A 17,202-nucleotide genomic window follows, 5' to 3' on the forward strand; every position below is an offset into this window, starting at 1 on the left:
TCTGGTTCAGCCCAGCGCCGCGACTGCCGCCACGACGTCGACGAGGCCGTGACCCTTGTCGTACGACGTGGTGCCGGCCGGGCCGGACTCGTAGGCGGCCCCGTCGGCGAACGGGTGGGCCGAGACCTTGAGCGCCCGCTCGATGTCCGCGGGCGTCGCCGTCGGGTCGGCCTGGAACAGCTGCGCGACGATGCCGGCGACGTGCGGCGCCGCCATCGACGTACCGCTGATGGTGTTGAACGTGCCGAGGTCGAGGGCGCCGGGTCCGTTGCGGGCGTCGAGGCCGGTCGAGCAGATCGCGAGGTGGAGGCGGCACGAGGACGTGATGTTCTCCCCCGGCGCCGAGATGTCGGGCCACGTCGAGGCGTCCGTGGCGAGGCCGCGTGAGCTGTAGTCGGAGACGACTCCCTCACGCGTGCCGGTGTCCTGGTCGTAGTAGGAGGCGACCGAGAGGATGCCGCCGGTGGGGTCCTGGCCGGGCGGGTTGGTCAGGCTCGTCGATCCGTCGCCGCCGTCGTTGCCGGCCGCCCAGACGGTGACCACACCCTCGGCCGCGAGGGCACGCTGGAGCTTGACCGTCGCCGACTCGGGCTCGAATGCTCCGCCGCCGGAGGGACCGTACGAGTTGTTGGTGACCTTGATCGGCGGGCACGTCGAGGCAGGTACGCCGGCCCCGCACGGCGCCTCGTGGTTCTCGAGCACCCAGTTGAGGGCGGAGTCGGCGCCGAGGATCACGACGCCGGCACCGGTCGAGATCGAGACGAGCTTGGCGCCGGGGGCCGCGCCCTGGAGCCGACCGCCGTCGGTCAGCGTGGTCGGACGACCGGCCACGATGCCGCTGACGTGGGTGCCGTGGCCACCGACCGAGAGGGTGTCGGTGTCGACGAGAGCGGGAACACGCTGCACCGAGCAGGTCTCGGTGAGCGGCTCGCACAGCGCCTTGAGGTTGGCGACGACGGCGCTCGAGCCGTCGGCCTCCTTGAAGTAGGGGTGGGTCGGGTCGACGCCGGAGTCGATGACCGCGACGCTCACGCCACGACCGGTCAGCGGCGTGCCGTCGGCACCGGTGAGGGTGGCGGCCGCCTCGGCGCCCCGGGTCGCGGTGTTGGACGTCTCCTGGAAGAACTCGATCGGCTGAGCACCACCCTCGACGTACGTCACTCCGCTCCGGGCGCGGACCGCCTCGACCTGGCTGCGGGTGGCGTCGGCGATGACGACCCCGATGCGGGTGAACTCGCCGGTCTGGCGCATCCCGGTCGCCGCGACGGCCTCACGGGCCGCGGTGATGGAGGTGCCGTGCACCATCACGGTCGTCGCGCCGCTGAGCCCGGTCAGCTGCTGGGCGAGGAAGTCGGAGACGTCGGCCTGCTCGGCGGGTGCCGATGCCTGGCCTGCGGCCGGCGCGGTCGCGCCGACCCCGAAGGTCGCAGTGGCGGCCAGCATGCTCGCCGCACAGGCGAGAAGGGTCTTGGGTCGCACGGGTGGTCCTCCCGAGTGTCGGTGTTCGTTGCCTTCTCCAACGAGGCGGCTCGCGCGAGGTCACGCGTGCCTCACCGGGCATCGGTGATGATGGGAGGCATGACCGACCTCCCGCGCAAGGCCGCCGCCCGCACGGCCCGCCTGGCCGCGCTCCCGTTGGGGTACGCCGGGCGTCAGGCGGTCGGGCTGGGCAAGCGGCTCGGCGGCAAGCCCGCCGACGCAGTGCTCACCGAGGTGCAGCAGCGCACCGCCGAACAGCTGTTCCGCACCCTGGGCGAGCTCAAGGGCGGAGCGATGAAGTTCGGCCAGGCGCTCAGCGTGCTGGAGTCGGCCCTGCCGGAGGAGGTCAGCGCGCCCTACCGGGAGCACCTCACGGCGCTGCAGGACTCCGCTCCCCCGATGCCGACCGCGACGGTGCGCGAGCAGCTGGCCGCGCACCTCGGCGACGACTGGTCCGAGCGGCTCGTCTGGCTCGACGGCGCTCCCACCGCGGCCGCGTCCATCGGCCAGGTGCACCGGGGGCGCTGGCGCGACCTCGCGGTCGACTCCGCCGAGGACCGGGATGTCGCGGTGAAGGTGCAGTACCCCGGCGCCGGCGACGCGCTGATGTCCGACCTGCGCCAGATCGCCCGCGTCGCGCGCGGGGTCGCGCCGGTCTTCCCCGGCATCGACATCAAGCCGCTCGTGGCCGAGCTGCAGGAGCGCGCGGCCGACGAGCTCGACTACCACCTCGAGGCGGAGGCGCAGGCGGCGTACGCCGAGGCCTTCGCGGACCACCCCGCCATCGTGGTCCCCGCCGTGGTCGCGGTGGGCGCGGAGGTGCTCGTGACCGAGTGGATGGACTCCGCCTACTCCCTCGCGCAGGTCATCCGCGACGGCACGCCGGAGGAGCGCGACCACTACGGCGAGCTGTTCGTCCGCTTCCTCTTCGAGGGGCCGCGGCGCACCGGCATGCTCCACGCCGACCCCCACCCGGGCAACTTCCGCGTCATCCCCGGCCCCGACGGGGGGCTCGGCCGGCTGGGCGTCCTCGACTTCGGTGCCGTCGCGCGGCTGCCCCAGGGCCAGCTGCCCGAGGCGATGGGCCGGCTCATCCGCATCGCGCTGGAGTCGGACGAGGAGTCGCTGGTCGCCGGGCTCCGCGAGGAGGGCTTCATCAAGGACCGCATCGACGTCGACCCGGCCCTGCTGCTCGCCTACCTCGCTCCCTTCGTCGAGCCCGCCGACCAGGAGCGCTTCACCTTCACCCGCGAGTGGATGCGCGAGCAGTTCGAGCGGGTCAACGACCCCCGCTCCGAGACCTTCACCCTCGCCACCAAGCTCAACCTCCCGTCGTCCTACCTCCTGATCCACCGCACCTGGCTCGGGGCCGTGGGCCTGCTCAGCCAGCTCGGTGCCAGCGTGCCCTTCCGCGAGATCCTCGAGGAGTCGCTGCCGGGGTTCGCCGAGGACTGATGACGCGCATGGATGCAGCCGCCGCCCTCGCCCGCTGGCACGCCGTCGTCGAGAGCCGCGACCCCGCCGGCCTGCAGGGCCTCATCGCCGAGGACGCGGTCTTCCGGAGCCCCGCGGTGCACACGCCGCAGGTGGGTCGCGACACCGTCGTCGGCTACCTCACCGCCGCGTTCACGGTGCTCGGGCCGCAGCTGTCCTACGAGCGCGAGTGGCTCGGTGACGACTCGGCCGTGCTCCAGTTCCGCACCGAGGTGGGTGGCCTCGACGTCTCCGGGATCGACATGATCACGTGGGACGAGGACGGGCAGATCGTCGACTTCACCGTGATGGTGCGTCCGAAGAAGGCCCTCGACGTCGTCATCGAGCACATGGGAGCCGAGCTGCTGCGGATGCTGGAGGCAGCGGGCTCCTAGACCCAGGAGCCCCGCCCGCCGCCGTACCAGTCGCCGAAGTGCTCGCGGTACGACGAGGCGGGACCGCGCGAGCCGAGGTAGGACCCGACCACCGCGGCACCGAGGTCGTCGAGCTCGGGGCTCACCATCCGGCCGTCGACCCGGCGCGCCATCGAGTCGATGAAGCGCGCCAGCCCGGGGTCCTCGCCGAGCCGGAAGAACGTCGTCTGAGCCCCCAGCCGGGCCGCGGCGTCGAGCTCGCGGACGGAGTGGGCGATCGTCAGCGGGTGCGGCGGGTAGGAGAACCACACGTCGCCGTCGGGCTCGAGGTGCGCCGTCGGCTCACCGTCGGTGACGACGAGCAGCACGGGCTGGGCGTTGGGGTGCTTGCGGAAGAACCGGTTGGCGAGCAGCAGCCCGTGGTGGAGGTTGGTCCCCTTGTCCCACCGGGCGTCCAGGGCGGTCAGCTCCTCGATCTCCATCACCTGGGCGTGCCGGCCGAACGCGATCAGCTGGATGTCGTCGCCGCGGAAGCGGGAGCGCACCAGCTGGTGCAGCGCCAGCGCGGTGCGCTTCATCGGCACCCAGCGGCCGTCCATCGCCATCGAGAAGGACGTGTCCACCAGCAGCGCGACCGCGGCCTGGGTGCGGGCCTCGGTCTCGACGACCTCGATGTCGTCGACCTGGATGCGCACCGGCGACGCGCCTCCCCGGAGCACCGAGTTGGTGATCGTGCGAGGGACGTCCCACGGCTCGGTGGAGCCGAACTCCCACCGCCGGGTGGCGCCGGACGGCTCTCCGGCGAGTCCCGTCGTACGCGTCTCGCGCGCGCCGGCGCGTCCGCTCATCCGCTCCGCCACGTCACGCAGCAGCGCCTTGCCGAGCTGGCGCATCGCCTTGGGCGAGAGCCGCAGCTCGCCGTCGGAGCCCCGCTTGAGGTAGCCGCTGTCGCGCAGCGCCCGCTCGAGCTCCTGCAGGGTCTTCGCGGCGACGGCCGCGTCCGGGCCGAGCTGCCCCGCCAGCGCGTCGAGGTCGACGTCGTCCATCCGCGCACCGTGGTGGGACTGGGCGAGCTGGTCGGCGAGCGCGTCGAGCTGGGCGAGGTCCTGCAGCGCCCCGGTGCCGTCGCCCAGACCCATGCCCTGATCGCCCTCGAAGCTCTCCGAGCCCGACCAGTCCTCACCGGGCCGCAGGGCCTGGAGGTTGGCGTCCATCCGGGCCAGCTGCTCCATCAGCTGGGGCGACCCGAAGGCCTGCTGGGAGAGCTCCATCAGCTCCTGGCGCTGTTCGGGCGTCATCGAGTTGAGCATCCGCTGGGCGGCGGCAGCACGCTGGGCGAGGGAGTCGAGCAGCTCGTCCATGTCCTTCGGCTGCTCGGGGAAGAAGTCACCGTGCTTGTCCATGAAGTCGGCGAACTCCTCGTCCGTGACCCCACCGGCGGCATGCTTCTCGAGCAGGTCGTTGAGGTCGGACAACATCTCCGAGACCGCCTGACGGTCCTCCTCGGTGGCACCCTCGAGCGCCTGCTTCATGCCGGCGAAGCGCTGGTCGAGCAGCTCGCGGCCGAGGAGATCCTTGATCTCCTCATAGGCCTCACGCGCCTCCGAGGACTGCCAGTCGTACGACGACAGCTCGCTCACCGCGGCCGGCGTGGAGGTGGGGAGGTTGTCGAGCATGAGCTCGCGGAACGCGCGGTCGCCGTCGTCCAACGTGATGTCGCGGGCCAGCTGCCCGCGCTCGGCCAGCACGGCCCGGTCGAGCAGCTCCCGGACCTCGCGCATGGTGCCGTCGAGGTCGTTGCGCTGCAGGATCTCGCGCCGTCGCTCGGCCACCCGGCGGGCCAGCTCGTCGAGCCCGGCCTGGTCGGTGCCCCCGCGCCGCAGGAACTCGCGCATCGCGCGCTCGGGCGAGTAACCGGCCATGACGTCCTGCCCGATGGCGTCGAGCGCCTCGGCCAGGTCGACCGGCGGGGCGAGCGGGTCGCCCCCGTCGTACTTGCGGAACCTGCTCATCGCAGCGCCCCCCTGCAGCGATCAGCCATAGACGGTCTCACCGGCATCGGTGTCCTTGCCGATCCGACGGGCGAGGTAGAGCCCCTCCAGCGCGAGCTCGAGCGCAGCGGCCCGCTCGCCGTCGTTGGTGGCGCCGAGCCGGTCGCACACCTCGTCGTAGAGGTCGGACTCGCCCGGACCGGTGGGCGGCAGCGCCGGCAGGCCGGCCAGGAAGTCACGGGCGCCGACGCGGGCGCCCGTGCTGACCATCGCGCCCTCCTCGATGGCCTCGACCAGCAGCCGCAGGTCGATGCCGGCGAGGTGCGCGCGCACCGTCTCGGCGACGGCGGTGCGCAGCAGGTGCGTGAGGATCTCGCTCTCGCGTCCCTCCTCGCCCGTCTCGAACTCGATCTTGCCGCCGAGCACGTCGACGGCGGTCTCGAGGTCGACGACGCGTGCGACGGCCTCGTCCTCGCCCTGGGTGGTGGCGCGGTGCAGGGCAGCGGCCGCGATCGTCTCGGCCCCGGCGATCGCGAAGCGCGCGCTGACGCCCGAGCGCTGGTCGACCGATTGGGAGTCGCGCAGGTGGCGGGTGAAGCGTGCCAGCACCTCGAGGAGGTAGTCGGGCACCTCGGCGACGAGGTCGGCCTCCTGCTCGATGACGGCGATCTCCTGCTCGACCTCACGCGGGTAGTGGGTGCGGATCTCGGCGCCGAAGCGGTCCTTGAGCGGGGTGATGATGCGGCCGCGGTTTGTGTAGTCCTCGGGGTTCGCGCTCGCCACGACGAGGACGTCGAGCGGGAGCCGCAGCACGTAGCCGCGGATCTGGATGTCGCGCTCCTCCATCACGTTGAGCATCGCCACCTGGATGCGCTCGGCCAGGTCGGGCAGCTCGTTGATCGCGACGATGCCGCGGTGGCTGCGCGGGATGAGCCCGAAGTGGATGGTCTCCGGGTCGCCGAGGTGACGCCCCTCGGCCACCTTCATCGGGTCGACGTCGCCGATGAGGTCGGCGACCGAGGTGTCCGGCGTCGCCAGCTTCTCGGCGTAGCGCTCGTCGCGGTGGCGCCACGAGATGCGCAGGTCGTCGCCGTAGGCCGCGACCGCCTGCTGGGAGGTGACGGTGACCGGCTCGTAGGGGTGCTCGCCGAGCTCGGAGCCGGAGATGACCGGCGTCCACTCGTCGAGCAGCGCGACCAGCGAACGCAGGAGGCGGGTCTTGCCCTGGCCGCGCTCGCCCAGCAGCACGATGTCGTGGCCCGCGATCAGCGCCCGCTCCACCTGGGGGATCACGGTGTCGGCGAAGCCGTGCAGCCCGGGCCACGGGTCCTCGCCGTCCCGCAGCCGTGCGAGCAGGTTGTCGCGGAGCTCCTGGCGCAGGGGCTTGAGCTGGTGGCCGCTCTCCCGGAGCTGGCCGAGGGTGCTGGGGGCTGGGTGCTTCTGGTCCACGTCCGTCACGCCTTCCACGCTAGACCGGCCCGTCAACGTCGAGTGCGCTCGAAGTCCGGCGGCCCCGTCGATCACGCGACTCCGGACCCTGCCGCGCGGGACCTTCGGCCCTGCTGCCGGATGTACGCCGGGGTGAGGCTTGGAGACGAGCTGAAGGAGGCTTCCATGCACACCACCCACGACCTCTCCCGGGAGGACTGCGCGCGCCTGCTCAACGCCGGCGTCGCGGGCCGGGTCGCGGTCGGGACCCCCACGGGACCGCACATCGTGCCGGTGAACTACGCCGTGGACGGGGAGTCGATCCTCATCCGCACCACCGCCTACAGCCTGCTCGGCACCTACGGCCGTGGCGCGCAGCTGTGCTTCGAGGTCGACCAGTTCGACTACGAGCTCAAGCGTGGCTGGAGCGTCGTGGTGCGGGGTCGCGGGTCCTTCGTCGACGACCAGGACGAGCTCGGGGAGATCGCCCGGCACTGGGAGCCGCGCCCCTGGGCGACCGGGCAGCGCAACCTCGTCGTCCGCATCCCGTGGACCGAGGTGACCGGCCGCCAGCTCGGCGGCGGGTGGGACCCGTGGGAGCACCTCCCCGTGCAGAGGCTCGCCTAGCGGCACACTGGTGCGCGTGACGCACCCCTCGCCCTCCCCACTCGACGCCGACGCCCGCTCCCTGCTCGAGGCCGTCACGGCCATCTCGAGCGACCTCGACCTCGCCAGCGTGCTGACGCGGATCGTCGAGGCGGCGACCGCGCTGACCGGTGCGACCTACGGCGCACTGGGCGTGCTGGGCAGCGACGGCGAGCTGGTCGAGTTCGTCACGACCGGTGTCGACGAGCGGACCCGCGCGCTCATCGGCGACCTGCCCAGAGGACGCGGCATCCTCGGCGTCATCATCGAGGACCCCTCGGGCCTGCGGCTCGCCGACCTGAGCGCCCATCCCTCGTCGGTGGGGTTCCCGCCCAACCACCCGCCGATGAGGTCGTTCCTCGGCATGCCGGTGCGGATCCGGGGCACCGTCTTCGGCAACCTCTACCTGACCGAGAAGGCCGGCGGAGGCCCGTTCACCGAGGCCGACGAGCAGCTCGTCGAGGAGCTGGCCCGCACGGCGGGCTACGTCATCAGCAACGCGCGCTCGTTCGCGCTGAGCGAGCGACGGCGGCAGTGGCTCGAGGCGTCGGCCGAGCTCGCCGAGCTGCTCCAGCCGCCGGTCGACCTCGACGAGGTGCTCCCCCTGATCGTCTCCACGGCGCGCCAGGTCGCCCACGCGCGGGCCGTGGCGCTCTGGTCCTCGCTCGGTCCCGAGCACGACACGCTCAGCGTCGCCCCGGACCTCGCCGCGGACGACGCCCGGGTTGCCGCCCTCCTCGCCGACGCGCGCCCCGGTCTCGAGGCGGGCGGCGGGGCGGTGGTGGTGACGACCTCCGGTGGTGACGACCTCCCCCTCGTCGTCGTACCGCTGAGGTCGCACCTCGCGCCGGTCTCCGCGCTGGTCGCCGTGGCCCAGCCCGGGTCGGGCCTGCTCGACGTCGAGGAGCGCGACCTCTTCGCCGGGTTCGCCGACCAGCTGGCGCTCTCCCTCGACCGCACCCAGGCGCTGGCCGACCGCCAGGAGCTGGCGCTCATCTCGGACCGCGAGCGGATCGCGCGCGACCTGCACGACATCGTGATCCAGCGGCTCTTCGCGACGGGCCTGCAGCTGCAGGGCGTCGCGGCGATGACCGGCGGCAGCGCTCTCGCGGAGCGCCTCGACAAGGCGGTGGCAGACCTCGACGACACGATCAAGGCGATCCGCGGCACGATCTTCGAGCTCCAGGACCGCCGCGGCGACTCGCTCCGCGCCGCGATCCGCAAGCTCGTCAAGGAGTACGTCCCGGTGCTGGGGTTCACGCCGGTCGTGCGCACCTCCGGGCCGGTGGACACCGCCGTCCCGCCCGCACTGGGCGCCCAGCTGCTCGCGGTGCTCCGGGAGGCCGTGTCCAACGTCGCCCGCCACGCCCTCGCCGACGGCGCCGAGGTCGACGTCGGGGTGGTGGGCGACCGCCTCGAGCTGCGGGTGGCCGACGACGGCGTCGGCATGCCGGACGAGGTCTCCGAGAGCGGCCTGCGCAACGCGCGCCGACGCGCCGACGACCTCGGCGGGACGCTCGAGGTCTCCCGGGTCGGCGAGCGGGGCACCGTGCTCGTGTGGCGGGCCCCGCTGCACTGAGCCCGGCGGGGGCGGCCAGTCAGGGGGCGGACACGCCAGAGGACCCGGCGCCGGGAGGGCGCCGGGTCCGGTGAGGGCCTGGTGTCATCGCAGGACGGGGTACTTCCGTACCAGTCCGGTGCGGTTCCACCAGTGACCCAGCCCCCACGTGGTGCCGGCAGCGCCGAGGGCGAGGACGACCATCACGATCACGCCGATGAGGTGGTCATCGACGACCGGGTTGTTCTCCAGCGGGAGCACGGCGGCGTACATGAAGGCGTACATGAGAGCGCCGGCTGCGGTGCCGATCCGCATCCCGACCCCCAGCAGGAGGGTCACGCCGATGCCGAGCAGGCCGATCATGAAGAGCCAGTCGACCCACGCCTGACCGGCGAGCGAGGTGAAGAAGGAGTGGAAGGGGTTGTCCACGGGGACACCGAAGGTGAGGAACCCCTCGGTCGGGCTGCCTCCGTTGAGCCAGGCGGCGTCCTGGGCCATGAAGTCGATCCCGGCGCGGGAGCCGTCCTCGGCGTACTGCGCTCCGGTGCTGAAGCCCAGGGCGAAGGTCTTGTCGAGGAAAGCCCACAGGAAGGTGAATCCGAAGGCGATCCGCAGGGTGGCGAGGGCGCGGGTGAAGCCGGGGCGGGCGACTTCCTCGGTCTCCGAGGTGGTGACGCCCTCGGCGCTGATGTGGTGCTGGCGGTGGATGACGTTCATCGTCATCTCCTCCTCGGTGAGTGGGGTTTCTGGGTCACCACCAGAGTCCCGCGGCCACGCTGGCGGCAGCAGGGTCGCCGGTCACCGCGTCGCCGGGACCTAGGTCCCTAACCCGAGGGACGGCTCAGCGAGACGCCCCGCCGAGGAGCTTGGAGGCCAGCACGGCCGCCTGCGTGCGCCGCTCGAGCCCGAGCTTGGCGAGGATGCTCGAGACGTAGTTCTTCACCGTCTTCTCGGCGAGGAACATCTGCTCGGCGATCTGCCGGTTGGTCAGGCCCTCGGCGATGTGGCCCAGCAGGATCCGCTCCTGGTCGGTGAGCGCTGCCAGCTCGTCCGGCGTCTCGGGACCGTTGCGGATCCGCTCCAGCACGGTCGCGGTCATCGCGGGGTCGATGAGGGAACGACCGGACGCGACGTGGCGCACCGCGGTGACCAGGTCGGAGCTGCGGATCTCCTTGAGCACGTAGCCCGACGCCCCGGCCATGATCGCGGCGAACAGCGCCTCGTCGTCGTCGTACGACGTCAGGATGAGCGCGTTGATCGAGGGGTCGACCGCCCGGACGGCACGGCAGACCTCGATGCCCGAGCCGTCCGGCAGCCGCGCGTCGAGCACGGCGACGTCGGGGCGCATGGCGGGGATGCGGGCGGTGGCCTCGGTCGCCGTCGCGGACTGACCGACGACGACGATGTCCTCCTGCTGCTCGAGCAGGAACTTCAGGCCCTCACGCACGACGTCGTGGTCGTCGAGGAGGTAGACGCGGATCGGGTCGGCCATGAGGGCCATTCCACCAGACGCGAGCCCGAATGCGCCGCATCCGGCAGGGATCAGCCCAGGTCGAGGTACATCACGTGCAGGCCGACCCGGCCGTGCTGCGCGCTCTCGAAGGCCCCGGGCACCGTTCCGACGATCGCGAATCCGAGGTCCTGCCACAGCCGGACCGCGGCGGTGTTGGTCTCGACGACCGCGTTGAACTGGATGCCGGCGAACCCCTGCTCGCGGTGCCAGGCGACCATGTCGTCGGCCAGGCGCCGACCGACGCCGCGACCCCGTGCACCCGCGTCGACCATGAACGACGCCGTGCCGACGTGGGCGCCACGGCCCGGGCGGTTGGGCCCCATCTTGGCGGAGCCGAGGACGCGGCCCTCCTCCTCGAGGACGGTCACCCGGCTGCCGTCGAACCACCAGCCGCGGGCCTGGTCCGAGGTCGCACCGAGCGGGTAGGCGTAGGTCTCGCCCGCCTCGACGATGTCGCGCCAGAAGGGCCAGATCGCCGGCCAGTCAGCCTCGGTCGCCGCCCTGATCCCCATCTCGTGCTCCTGTCCGTCCGACCGGTCTGGAGCAGTCTCCCGACCCCGCCTCGGCAGGCGCACACTGGGGGTGACCAGCCGAGAGGGAGGCACCCCATGTCACTCACGCACCGCCCGGTCGCGATGATGATGCCGGTCACCGACGTCGACCGCGCCCGCACCTTCTACACCGAGTCCCTGGGGCTCGACTACACCGGGAGCAACGACGAGGGCAGCGCCCTCTACGCCCTGGACGGCGGCTCCACGCTCGTCCTGCTCCCCCGTCCCGAGAGCCGTCCGTCGGAGAGCACCGCGATGAGCTTCGAGGTCGACGACATCACCGGCGAGATCGGCGACCTCGAGCGGCGCGGCGTCGTCTTCGAGGACTACGACCTGCCGGACCTCACGACCGTCGACCACGTGTGCGTGATGGGCGCCGAGAAGGCGGCGTGGTTCAAGGATCCGGACGGCAACATGCTCTGCCTGCACCAAGAGAACTAGAGGACTAGACGTCGGTCGCGCCGTCGATGGACTGGCGGACGAGGTCCGCGTGACCGGCGTGGCGGGCGTACTCCTCGACCATGTGGACCAGCACCCAGCGCAGGGTGGCGGTCTCGCCCTTCTCGGGCGGTCGCGGGCGCGCGACGAGCCGGCCGAGGTCAGGGTCCTCGGCCAGGGCGGCGTCGAGGCATGCATCGGAGCGCTCGATCGCCGCGACGAGCAGGGCGTCGAGCTCGGCGTGGGACCGACCGGCGGCCATGTGCCAGTCCCAGTCGGCGTCGTCGGCCCACGGGGCGGTGTCCCACGGCGGCGACGGGTCGTGGGCGGGCGAGTGACGCGCCCGCCGGACGGACCGAACGTCGCCCGTACGCCGCTCGCTGAGCGTGCCGCGTACGGCCGCCGCGTCCATCGGTCCGTTCGACGGGCCGGGTGGGTCAGAGGGTCGGACCCTCGCCGCGCAGCTTGTCGACCTCCGCCATCGCGTCGCGCAGCTGGCCGAGCCACTCGTCGGCGTGCTGCCCGACCAGGCGCACCGACCACGCGAGGGCGTCGGAGCGCGACCGGGCGACGCCGGCGTCGACCAGGGTGTCGAGCACGCGACGCTCGGGCTGGCGCAGCCGGGTCATCACCGGTGCGGCGACATGGGTGAACAGCGCCTCGGTGTCGCCGAGCCGCACCCCCCACGACACCTTGCGCTCGTAGCGCGCCTGGGCCTCGCGGGCGATCTGGATGCGCTCGGTCTTGGTCTCGGAGCGGAAGCGGCCGATGCGGCCCTCGGCCTCGGCTGCGCTGACGTCGTCGGCCGAGCTGTCCACCACCAAGGTGCCGACGACCAGGATCTCCTCGCGGTCGACGGTGACGTCGACCGCGCTGAACCATGCCTCGGGCAGGCGCCCGTGGAACCACTCGGACGCGTCGGAGGCGTCCGGCAGGTCGGCGACCTGCCACCCGCCGCGGCGACCGCGACGGCTCTCGTCTGTCTTCATGTATTACATGATTACACCGCAACACAAACGGCGCCAGATATCGTCGCCCCGTGCTCACCACTCCGTGCCCCTGCGGGATCGGCGAGGCGTACGACGCCTGCTGCGGACCGCTGCTCGCCAACGTCGCGCAGGCCACCTCGCCGGAGCAGCTGATGCGCTCGCGCTACACCGCCTTCGTCACCGGGGACGCCGACCACCTCTTCCGCACCTGGCACCCGCGAACCCGGCCCGACGACGTACGCCCGGACCCCGCCACCCGCTGGACCGGGCTCCGGGTCCTGGCCGCGGAGGGCGACACCGTCGAGTTCGTCGCGACCTGGGAGGGCGGGGAGATGCACGAGGTGAGCAGGTTCGAGCAACGTGCCGGTCGGTGGTGCTACGTCGACGGCACGTGAGCGAACAGGCCTGCGTCAGCTGACCGAGTCGGTCCAGCGCTCCCCGACGCTCTCGAGGTGGCCGTGCCCCGCAGTTGCGGCCGCGACCGCCGCCCCCACCCGGCCCACCTCGTCGGGCGCCGCCGCGAGCAGCAGCCGCACGCGGGCGTCGTACGCCACGTCGAGGACGACGACGCCGCGTGAGCGCAGCTCCCCCTCCACCCGGCCGGCGTCGGCGTGGTTGAGCTCCAGGGCGAGCTCGGTGAGCAGCGTGCGACGCAGCAGCCCGGCCTGTGCCACGGCCGCGCGCACCGCGTCGCCGTAGGCGCGCACCAGGCCGCCGGCACCGAGCAGGGTGCCGCCGAACCAGCGGGTGACGACGGCGGCCACGTCGCTCACCCCGGCGCCGCGCAGGACGTCCAGCATCGGTGCACCCGCGGTGCCCGCAGGCTCACCGTCGTCGGACGAGCGCTGGACCGCCCCGTCCGGGCCCAGCACGAAGGCCGAGCAGTGGTGGCGGGCGTCCGCGTGCTCACGGCGGAGCGCGGCGACGAGGGCGCGGGCGTCCTCCTCGGTCTCGACCCGCCGCAGCGTGCACAGGAAGCGGGAGCCGCGGTCCTCGACCTCGGCGGTCACGTCGCGGGCGACGGTGAGGTAGGACGTCACGCCGGTCGCTGCGACTCGGCTGGGTCCTCGGCCGGTTCCTCGGCTGCGTCTTCCGCTGGACGCTCCGCCGGACCGGGGTCCCACTGGACCATCACCTTCTCGAAGCCCTTGTGCCGCTGCATGCGGGCATAGAGGGCGTAGGCCTCCCGGTCGGCCTCGGTCAGCTGGACGTTGTCGGTGAAGGGCGTGAGCAGCGCCCGCGGCCACAGTCGTCGCGCCAGCACCACGTTGACCTCGGTGGCCAGCACGGCCATGACGGCGCCGATCCACAGGAAGCCGATCAGGCCGAGGACGAGCCCGAAGGTCTTGGTCATCGAGGACGTGTTGACCAGCACGCGGTCGACGTACGCCGCGCCGCCGATCTGCAGCAGCTGCCACAGGACGGCGAGCGTGAAACCGCCCGGCGCCGCCCGCCAGAAGGAGTGCTGGCCGGTGGCGGCGAAGCGGAAGAGGTAGGTCAACCCGGTGCCGACCACCAGCACCGTCAGGACCGGGAGCAGCGCCTTGAGGCCGCCGCCGATCAGCTCGGTGAAGACGTCCGTCGTGGTCGCGATCGTCGAGACCACCGTCACCGCGAGCAGGGAGAGGCCCGCGGTGAGGAGCAGCAGCAGGGTCTTGACGCGCGCGTAGAACGGGTTGGGGCGGCTGTTGCGCGGCACCGACCACGCCACGTGCTGGGTGTTCTGCAGCGCCTGGCCGAGGCCCATCGCGCCGTAGAGGGCTGCGAGCGCACCGATGACCACACCACCGACCGACCCCTGGAGCCCGTCGGGACGGCCGAGCTCGTCGCCGATGATGGGGAACTGCGCCAGGGCCGAGTTGAGGATGCTCTCCTGCCACTGGGGCTCACCCCGCAGGAACAGGCCCAGGATCGAGGTGCCGAGCAGCATCAGCGGGAAGATCGCGATGAAGGCGTAGTAGGCCAGCGCAGCCGCGAGGTAGGGGCCCTGGTCGTCGAAGTACTTGTAGACGACGGCGATCGGGAAGCCGAGCACCCGGTGCCGCCGCTGGAACCCGTCGACTGCCGAGACCGCTCCCACGAGGTGGAGGCTACCGTCACCACCAGCCGAGCAGCTGGCCGCCGAGCCGTACGACGAACCCGGCGACGACGACGAGGAAGAACACGCGCACGAAGCGGGCGCCCCGCGCCATCGCGGTCCGGGCGCCGACGTAGCCGCCCGTCACGTTGGCGGCGGCCATCACCAGGGCGAGGTCCCAGATGACCGCACCCTGCGGGATGAAGACGGCGAGCGCGGCCAGGTTGGTCGCCCAGTTGGCGAGCTTGGCCTTGGCGGAGGCCTCGAGGAAGTTGTAGCCGAGCAGGCCCACCAGCGCGAAGACGAAGAACGATCCCGTCCCCGGCCCGATCGCACCGTCGTAGAAGCCGATTGCCAGCCCGGTGACCACGACGGCGCTGAGGTGCTGACCGCCCTGGAACCGCAGGTTGGTGAGCTCGCCGACGCTCGGCTTGAACCACACGTAGGCACCGACGAGCACCAGCACGACCAGGATGATCGGGTCGAAAGCGCTGCGCGGCAGCTGTGATGCGACGAGGGCGCCGCCGGCCGACCCGAGCCCTGCAGCGACCATCAGCGGCAGGAACGTGCGGGGGTCGGGACGGATGCGCCGGACGTACGTCGCCGCGCTGATCGAGGTGCCGCAGAACGAGGAGAGCTTGTTGGTCGCCGCGATCTGCACCACCGACGCGCCCGGCAGGCCGAGCAGCAGGGCGGGCAGCTGGATCAGGCCGCCGCCACCGACCACCGCGTCGACGAAGCCCGCGGCCAGCGCCGCGAGCACCAGGAAGAGGATGACCTCGACGGAGAGGTCACCCATGTCGGGGCCCCACGTCAGCTGGAGGTGGTGTCTCGGCCGTACTCCTGCACCACGACCGCGTCGTAGTCCTCGGGCATGGTGGCGCTGAGTCCGGGGCAGACGAACTGCTGCGACTGGTCGGGGAGCATCTTGCGGGCCGAGCAGTTGACCGTCGCCAGCTCGGAGCCGTCGGCGGAGAACACCATCTCGAACAGCGCGGCCCGCTCCTCGTCGGAGGTGTTCTTGATCGTGCCCTTGACCTCCGGGGTGACCACCTCCTCCATGCTGACCGAGCGCTCGATCGCCGTGAGCTCCCAGCCGTCCTCGACCGCGAAGCCGTTCCAGGTGAAGGCCTTGCCGACCTCCACCTCGACCGGATCGGTGCTCGCGCCGTCGCTGCCGTCGTCGCCGCAGGCGCCGAGCGCACCGAGGCAGGCGAGGACGGCCAGCACGGTCGCGGTGCGCCTCACGCCGAGGCGCCTCACGAGGCGGCCACGAAGGTGAGCAGGTCCTGCCGGGTCAGCACGCCGATGGGCTTGCCGTCCTCGTGGACGAGCACGGCGTCGGCCTTCTCGAGCAGGTGCACGGCGTCGGCAGCGGCCTCGGTCGAGCCGATCGTCGGCAGAGCCGGCGACATGTGGTCCTCGACCTGGTCGGTCAGCTTCGCGGTGCCGGCGAAGAGGGCGTCCAGCAGGGTGCGCTCGGACACCGACCCCGCGACCTCCGCCGCCACGATCGGCGGCTCGGCGCGGACGACGGGCATCTGGCTGACGCCGTACTCCTGCAGGATGTGGACGGCCTCGGCGATCGTCTCGCCCGGGTGGGTGTGGACCAGGTCGGGCAGCTGGCCCGACTTGCCGCGCAGCACCTCACCGACGGTGCGGTGGTCGGCCCGCGCGCCGGTGGCGAAGCCGTACTGGGCGAGCCAGTCGTCGTTGAAGACCTTGGTCAGGTAGCCGCGACCGGAGTCGGGCAGCAGGACGACGACGACGGCGTCGGTGCGTCCCTCGGCGGCGAGCTCGTGGGCGACCTGGCGGGCGGCGAAGGCGGCCATGCCCGCGGAGCCGCCGACCAGCATGGCCTCCTCGCGCGCGAGGCGGCGCGTGAAGGCGAAGGAGTCGGCGTCGGAGACCTCGATGACGCGGTCGGCCACGCCCCGGTCGTAGGTCTCGGGCCAGAAGTCCTCACCGACGCCCTCGACGAGGTAGGGCCGACCGGTGCCGCCGGAGTAGACCGAGCCGGCCGGGTCGGCGCCGATGACCTGGATGTCAGGGTTCTGCTCCTTGAGGTAGCGCCCGACCCCGCTGATCGTGCCGCCGGTGCCCATGCCCGTGACGAAGTGGGTGATCTTCCCCTCCGTCTGCTCCCAGATCTCCGGACCGGTGGTCTCGTAGTGGGAGCGGGGGTTGTGCGGGTTGGAGTACTGGTCGGGCTTCCAGGCGCCGGGCTGCTTGGAGAGCCGGTCGCTCACGTTGTAGTAGGAGTCGGGGTGCTCCGGCGCGACGGCGGTCGGGCAGACCACGACCTCGGCGCCGTAGGCCTTGAGCACGTTGCGCTTGTCCTCGCTGACCTTGTCGGGGCACACGAAGATGCAGGAGTAGCCCTTCTGCTGGGCCACCATCGCGAGCCCGACGCCGGTGTTGCCGGAGGTCGGCTCGACGATCGTGCCGCCGGGCTGCAGCTCGCCCGAGGCCTCGGCGGCCTCGATCATCCGCGACGCGATGCGGTCCTTCACCGACCCGCCGGGGTTGAGGTACTCCACCTTCGCCAGGACCAGCGGGCCGTCGGCGTCGCCGCCTGCGTCTGCTCCGGGGAGGTCGAGGGTCCGGCTGAGCCGGACGAGCGGGGTGTTGCCGATCAGGTCGAGGAGCGAGTTCACGTACTGCACCCGGTCAATCTAGCCGTCTA

The 17,202-nt window shown here is 72.2% G+C and carries 19 protein-coding genes; 6 read left to right on the top strand and 13 right to left on the bottom strand.

Annotation, left to right across the window (positions count from 1 at the left end; genetic code table 11):
- Nucleotides 1-6 precede the first annotated feature (6 nt).
- Nucleotides 7-1,479 carry a S8 family serine peptidase gene (locus Q1B24_RS07245; protein WP_299925544.1) on the bottom strand — a complete coding sequence of 491 codons (1,473 nt, stop codon included), beginning with the start codon at nucleotides 1,477-1,479 and terminating at the stop codon, nucleotides 7-9.
- A 99-nt stretch (nucleotides 1,480-1,578) separates the two neighbouring features.
- Between Q1B24_RS07245 and Q1B24_RS07250 the strand changes: the two genes are divergently transcribed.
- Nucleotides 1,579-2,934 (top strand): AarF/UbiB family protein, encoded by a 1,356-nt coding sequence (locus tag Q1B24_RS07250; protein ID WP_299925547.1) that lies wholly within the window; start codon nucleotides 1,579-1,581, stop codon nucleotides 2,932-2,934.
- Nucleotides 2,935-2,942: 8 nt separating this feature from the next.
- Entirely contained in the window at nucleotides 2,943-3,347 is a 405-nt protein-coding gene (locus tag Q1B24_RS07255; protein WP_299925550.1) for a nuclear transport factor 2 family protein, read from the top strand.
- Here the strand turns inward: Q1B24_RS07255 and Q1B24_RS07260 are convergent.
- Both Q1B24_RS07260 and Q1B24_RS07265 read right to left on the bottom strand, forming a co-directional pair.
- Entirely contained in the window at nucleotides 3,344-5,338 is a 1,995-nt protein-coding gene (locus Q1B24_RS07260) for a VWA domain-containing protein (RefSeq protein WP_299925553.1), read from the bottom strand. The two genes, Q1B24_RS07255 and Q1B24_RS07260, sit on opposite strands and share 4 nt — an antisense overlap.
- A gap of 21 nt (nucleotides 5,339-5,359) precedes the next feature.
- Entirely contained in the window at nucleotides 5,360-6,775 is a 1,416-nt protein-coding gene (locus Q1B24_RS07265) for a sigma 54-interacting transcriptional regulator (RefSeq protein WP_299925556.1), read from the bottom strand.
- Between the two features lie 156 nt (nucleotides 6,776-6,931).
- On the opposite strand from Q1B24_RS07265, the gene Q1B24_RS07270 reads away from it, so the two are divergent.
- On the top strand, nucleotides 6,932-7,372 hold the full coding sequence (locus Q1B24_RS07270) for a pyridoxamine 5'-phosphate oxidase family protein (RefSeq protein ID WP_299925559.1): 441 nt from the start codon (nucleotides 6,932-6,934) through the stop codon (nucleotides 7,370-7,372).
- 16 nt (nucleotides 7,373-7,388) lie between these two features.
- A complete protein-coding gene (locus Q1B24_RS07275) occupies nucleotides 7,389-8,969 on the top strand; it encodes a GAF domain-containing sensor histidine kinase (RefSeq protein WP_299925563.1) in 1,581 nt (526 codons plus the stop codon).
- 84 nt (nucleotides 8,970-9,053) lie between these two features.
- Here the strand turns inward: Q1B24_RS07275 and Q1B24_RS07280 are convergent, their stop codons facing one another.
- The 3 genes from Q1B24_RS07280 to Q1B24_RS07290 form a co-directional block, all read right to left on the bottom strand.
- On the bottom strand, nucleotides 9,054-9,665 hold the full coding sequence (locus tag Q1B24_RS07280; protein WP_299925566.1) for a hypothetical protein: 612 nt from the start codon (nucleotides 9,663-9,665) through the stop codon (nucleotides 9,054-9,056).
- Between the two features lie 124 nt (nucleotides 9,666-9,789).
- Complete coding sequence (locus Q1B24_RS07285) at nucleotides 9,790-10,440, bottom strand: response regulator transcription factor (protein ID WP_299925569.1); 651 nt, start codon at nucleotides 10,438-10,440, stop codon at nucleotides 9,790-9,792.
- A 50-nt stretch (nucleotides 10,441-10,490) separates the two neighbouring features.
- Nucleotides 10,491-10,973, bottom strand: coding sequence for a GNAT family N-acetyltransferase (locus Q1B24_RS07290; protein WP_299925573.1), 483 nt, complete (start codon nucleotides 10,971-10,973; stop codon nucleotides 10,491-10,493).
- Between the two features lie 96 nt (nucleotides 10,974-11,069).
- On the opposite strand from Q1B24_RS07290, the gene Q1B24_RS07295 reads away from it, so the two are divergent.
- Nucleotides 11,070-11,453: a VOC family protein gene (locus tag Q1B24_RS07295; RefSeq protein ID WP_299925577.1), complete on the top strand. Its 384-nt coding sequence runs from the start codon at nucleotides 11,070-11,072 to the stop codon at nucleotides 11,451-11,453.
- A 4-nt stretch (nucleotides 11,454-11,457) separates the two neighbouring features.
- Here the strand turns inward: Q1B24_RS07295 and Q1B24_RS07300 are convergent, their stop codons facing one another.
- Both Q1B24_RS07300 and Q1B24_RS07305 read right to left on the bottom strand, forming a co-directional pair.
- Complete coding sequence (locus Q1B24_RS07300; RefSeq protein WP_299925580.1) at nucleotides 11,458-11,862, bottom strand: DUF664 domain-containing protein; 405 nt, start codon at nucleotides 11,860-11,862, stop codon at nucleotides 11,458-11,460.
- Between the two features lie 25 nt (nucleotides 11,863-11,887).
- Entirely contained in the window at nucleotides 11,888-12,439 is a 552-nt protein-coding gene (locus Q1B24_RS07305) for a hypothetical protein (RefSeq protein ID WP_299925583.1), read from the bottom strand.
- A gap of 50 nt (nucleotides 12,440-12,489) precedes the next feature.
- Between Q1B24_RS07305 and Q1B24_RS07310 the strand changes: the two genes are divergently transcribed.
- Nucleotides 12,490-12,834, top strand: coding sequence for a YchJ family metal-binding protein (locus Q1B24_RS07310; protein WP_299925586.1), 345 nt, complete (start codon nucleotides 12,490-12,492; stop codon nucleotides 12,832-12,834).
- A gap of 15 nt (nucleotides 12,835-12,849) precedes the next feature.
- On the opposite strand, the gene Q1B24_RS07315 is transcribed toward Q1B24_RS07310, so the two are convergent.
- From Q1B24_RS07315 to Q1B24_RS07335, 5 genes are read right to left on the bottom strand one after another with little or no spacing between them, the layout of a single operon-like run.
- Nucleotides 12,850-13,479 (bottom strand): YigZ family protein, encoded by a 630-nt coding sequence (locus Q1B24_RS07315; protein ID WP_299925590.1) that lies wholly within the window; start codon nucleotides 13,477-13,479, stop codon nucleotides 12,850-12,852.
- Nucleotides 13,476-14,519 (bottom strand): YhjD/YihY/BrkB family envelope integrity protein, encoded by a 1,044-nt coding sequence (locus tag Q1B24_RS07320; RefSeq protein WP_299925593.1) that lies wholly within the window; start codon nucleotides 14,517-14,519, stop codon nucleotides 13,476-13,478. The genes Q1B24_RS07315 and Q1B24_RS07320 overlap by 4 nt, the downstream gene beginning before the upstream one ends.
- 16 nt (nucleotides 14,520-14,535) lie before the next feature.
- Nucleotides 14,536-15,315, bottom strand: coding sequence for a TSUP family transporter (locus Q1B24_RS07325; RefSeq protein ID WP_299925596.1), 780 nt, complete (start codon nucleotides 15,313-15,315; stop codon nucleotides 14,536-14,538).
- A 14-nt stretch (nucleotides 15,316-15,329) separates the two neighbouring features.
- The gene (locus tag Q1B24_RS07330) at nucleotides 15,330-15,764 is read right to left on the bottom strand and encodes a hypothetical protein (protein ID WP_299925599.1); all 435 of its coding nucleotides are present in this window, start codon (nucleotides 15,762-15,764) and stop codon (nucleotides 15,330-15,332) included.
- An 11-nt stretch (nucleotides 15,765-15,775) separates the two neighbouring features.
- Entirely contained in the window at nucleotides 15,776-17,182 is a 1,407-nt protein-coding gene (locus Q1B24_RS07335) for a cystathionine beta-synthase (protein ID WP_299925602.1), read from the bottom strand.
- Nucleotides 17,183-17,202: the final 20 nt, after the last annotated feature.

It is taken from the genome of uncultured Nocardioides sp., assembly GCF_947488025.1.
Taxonomy (GTDB): domain Bacteria; phylum Actinomycetota; class Actinomycetes; order Propionibacteriales; family Nocardioidaceae; genus Nocardioides.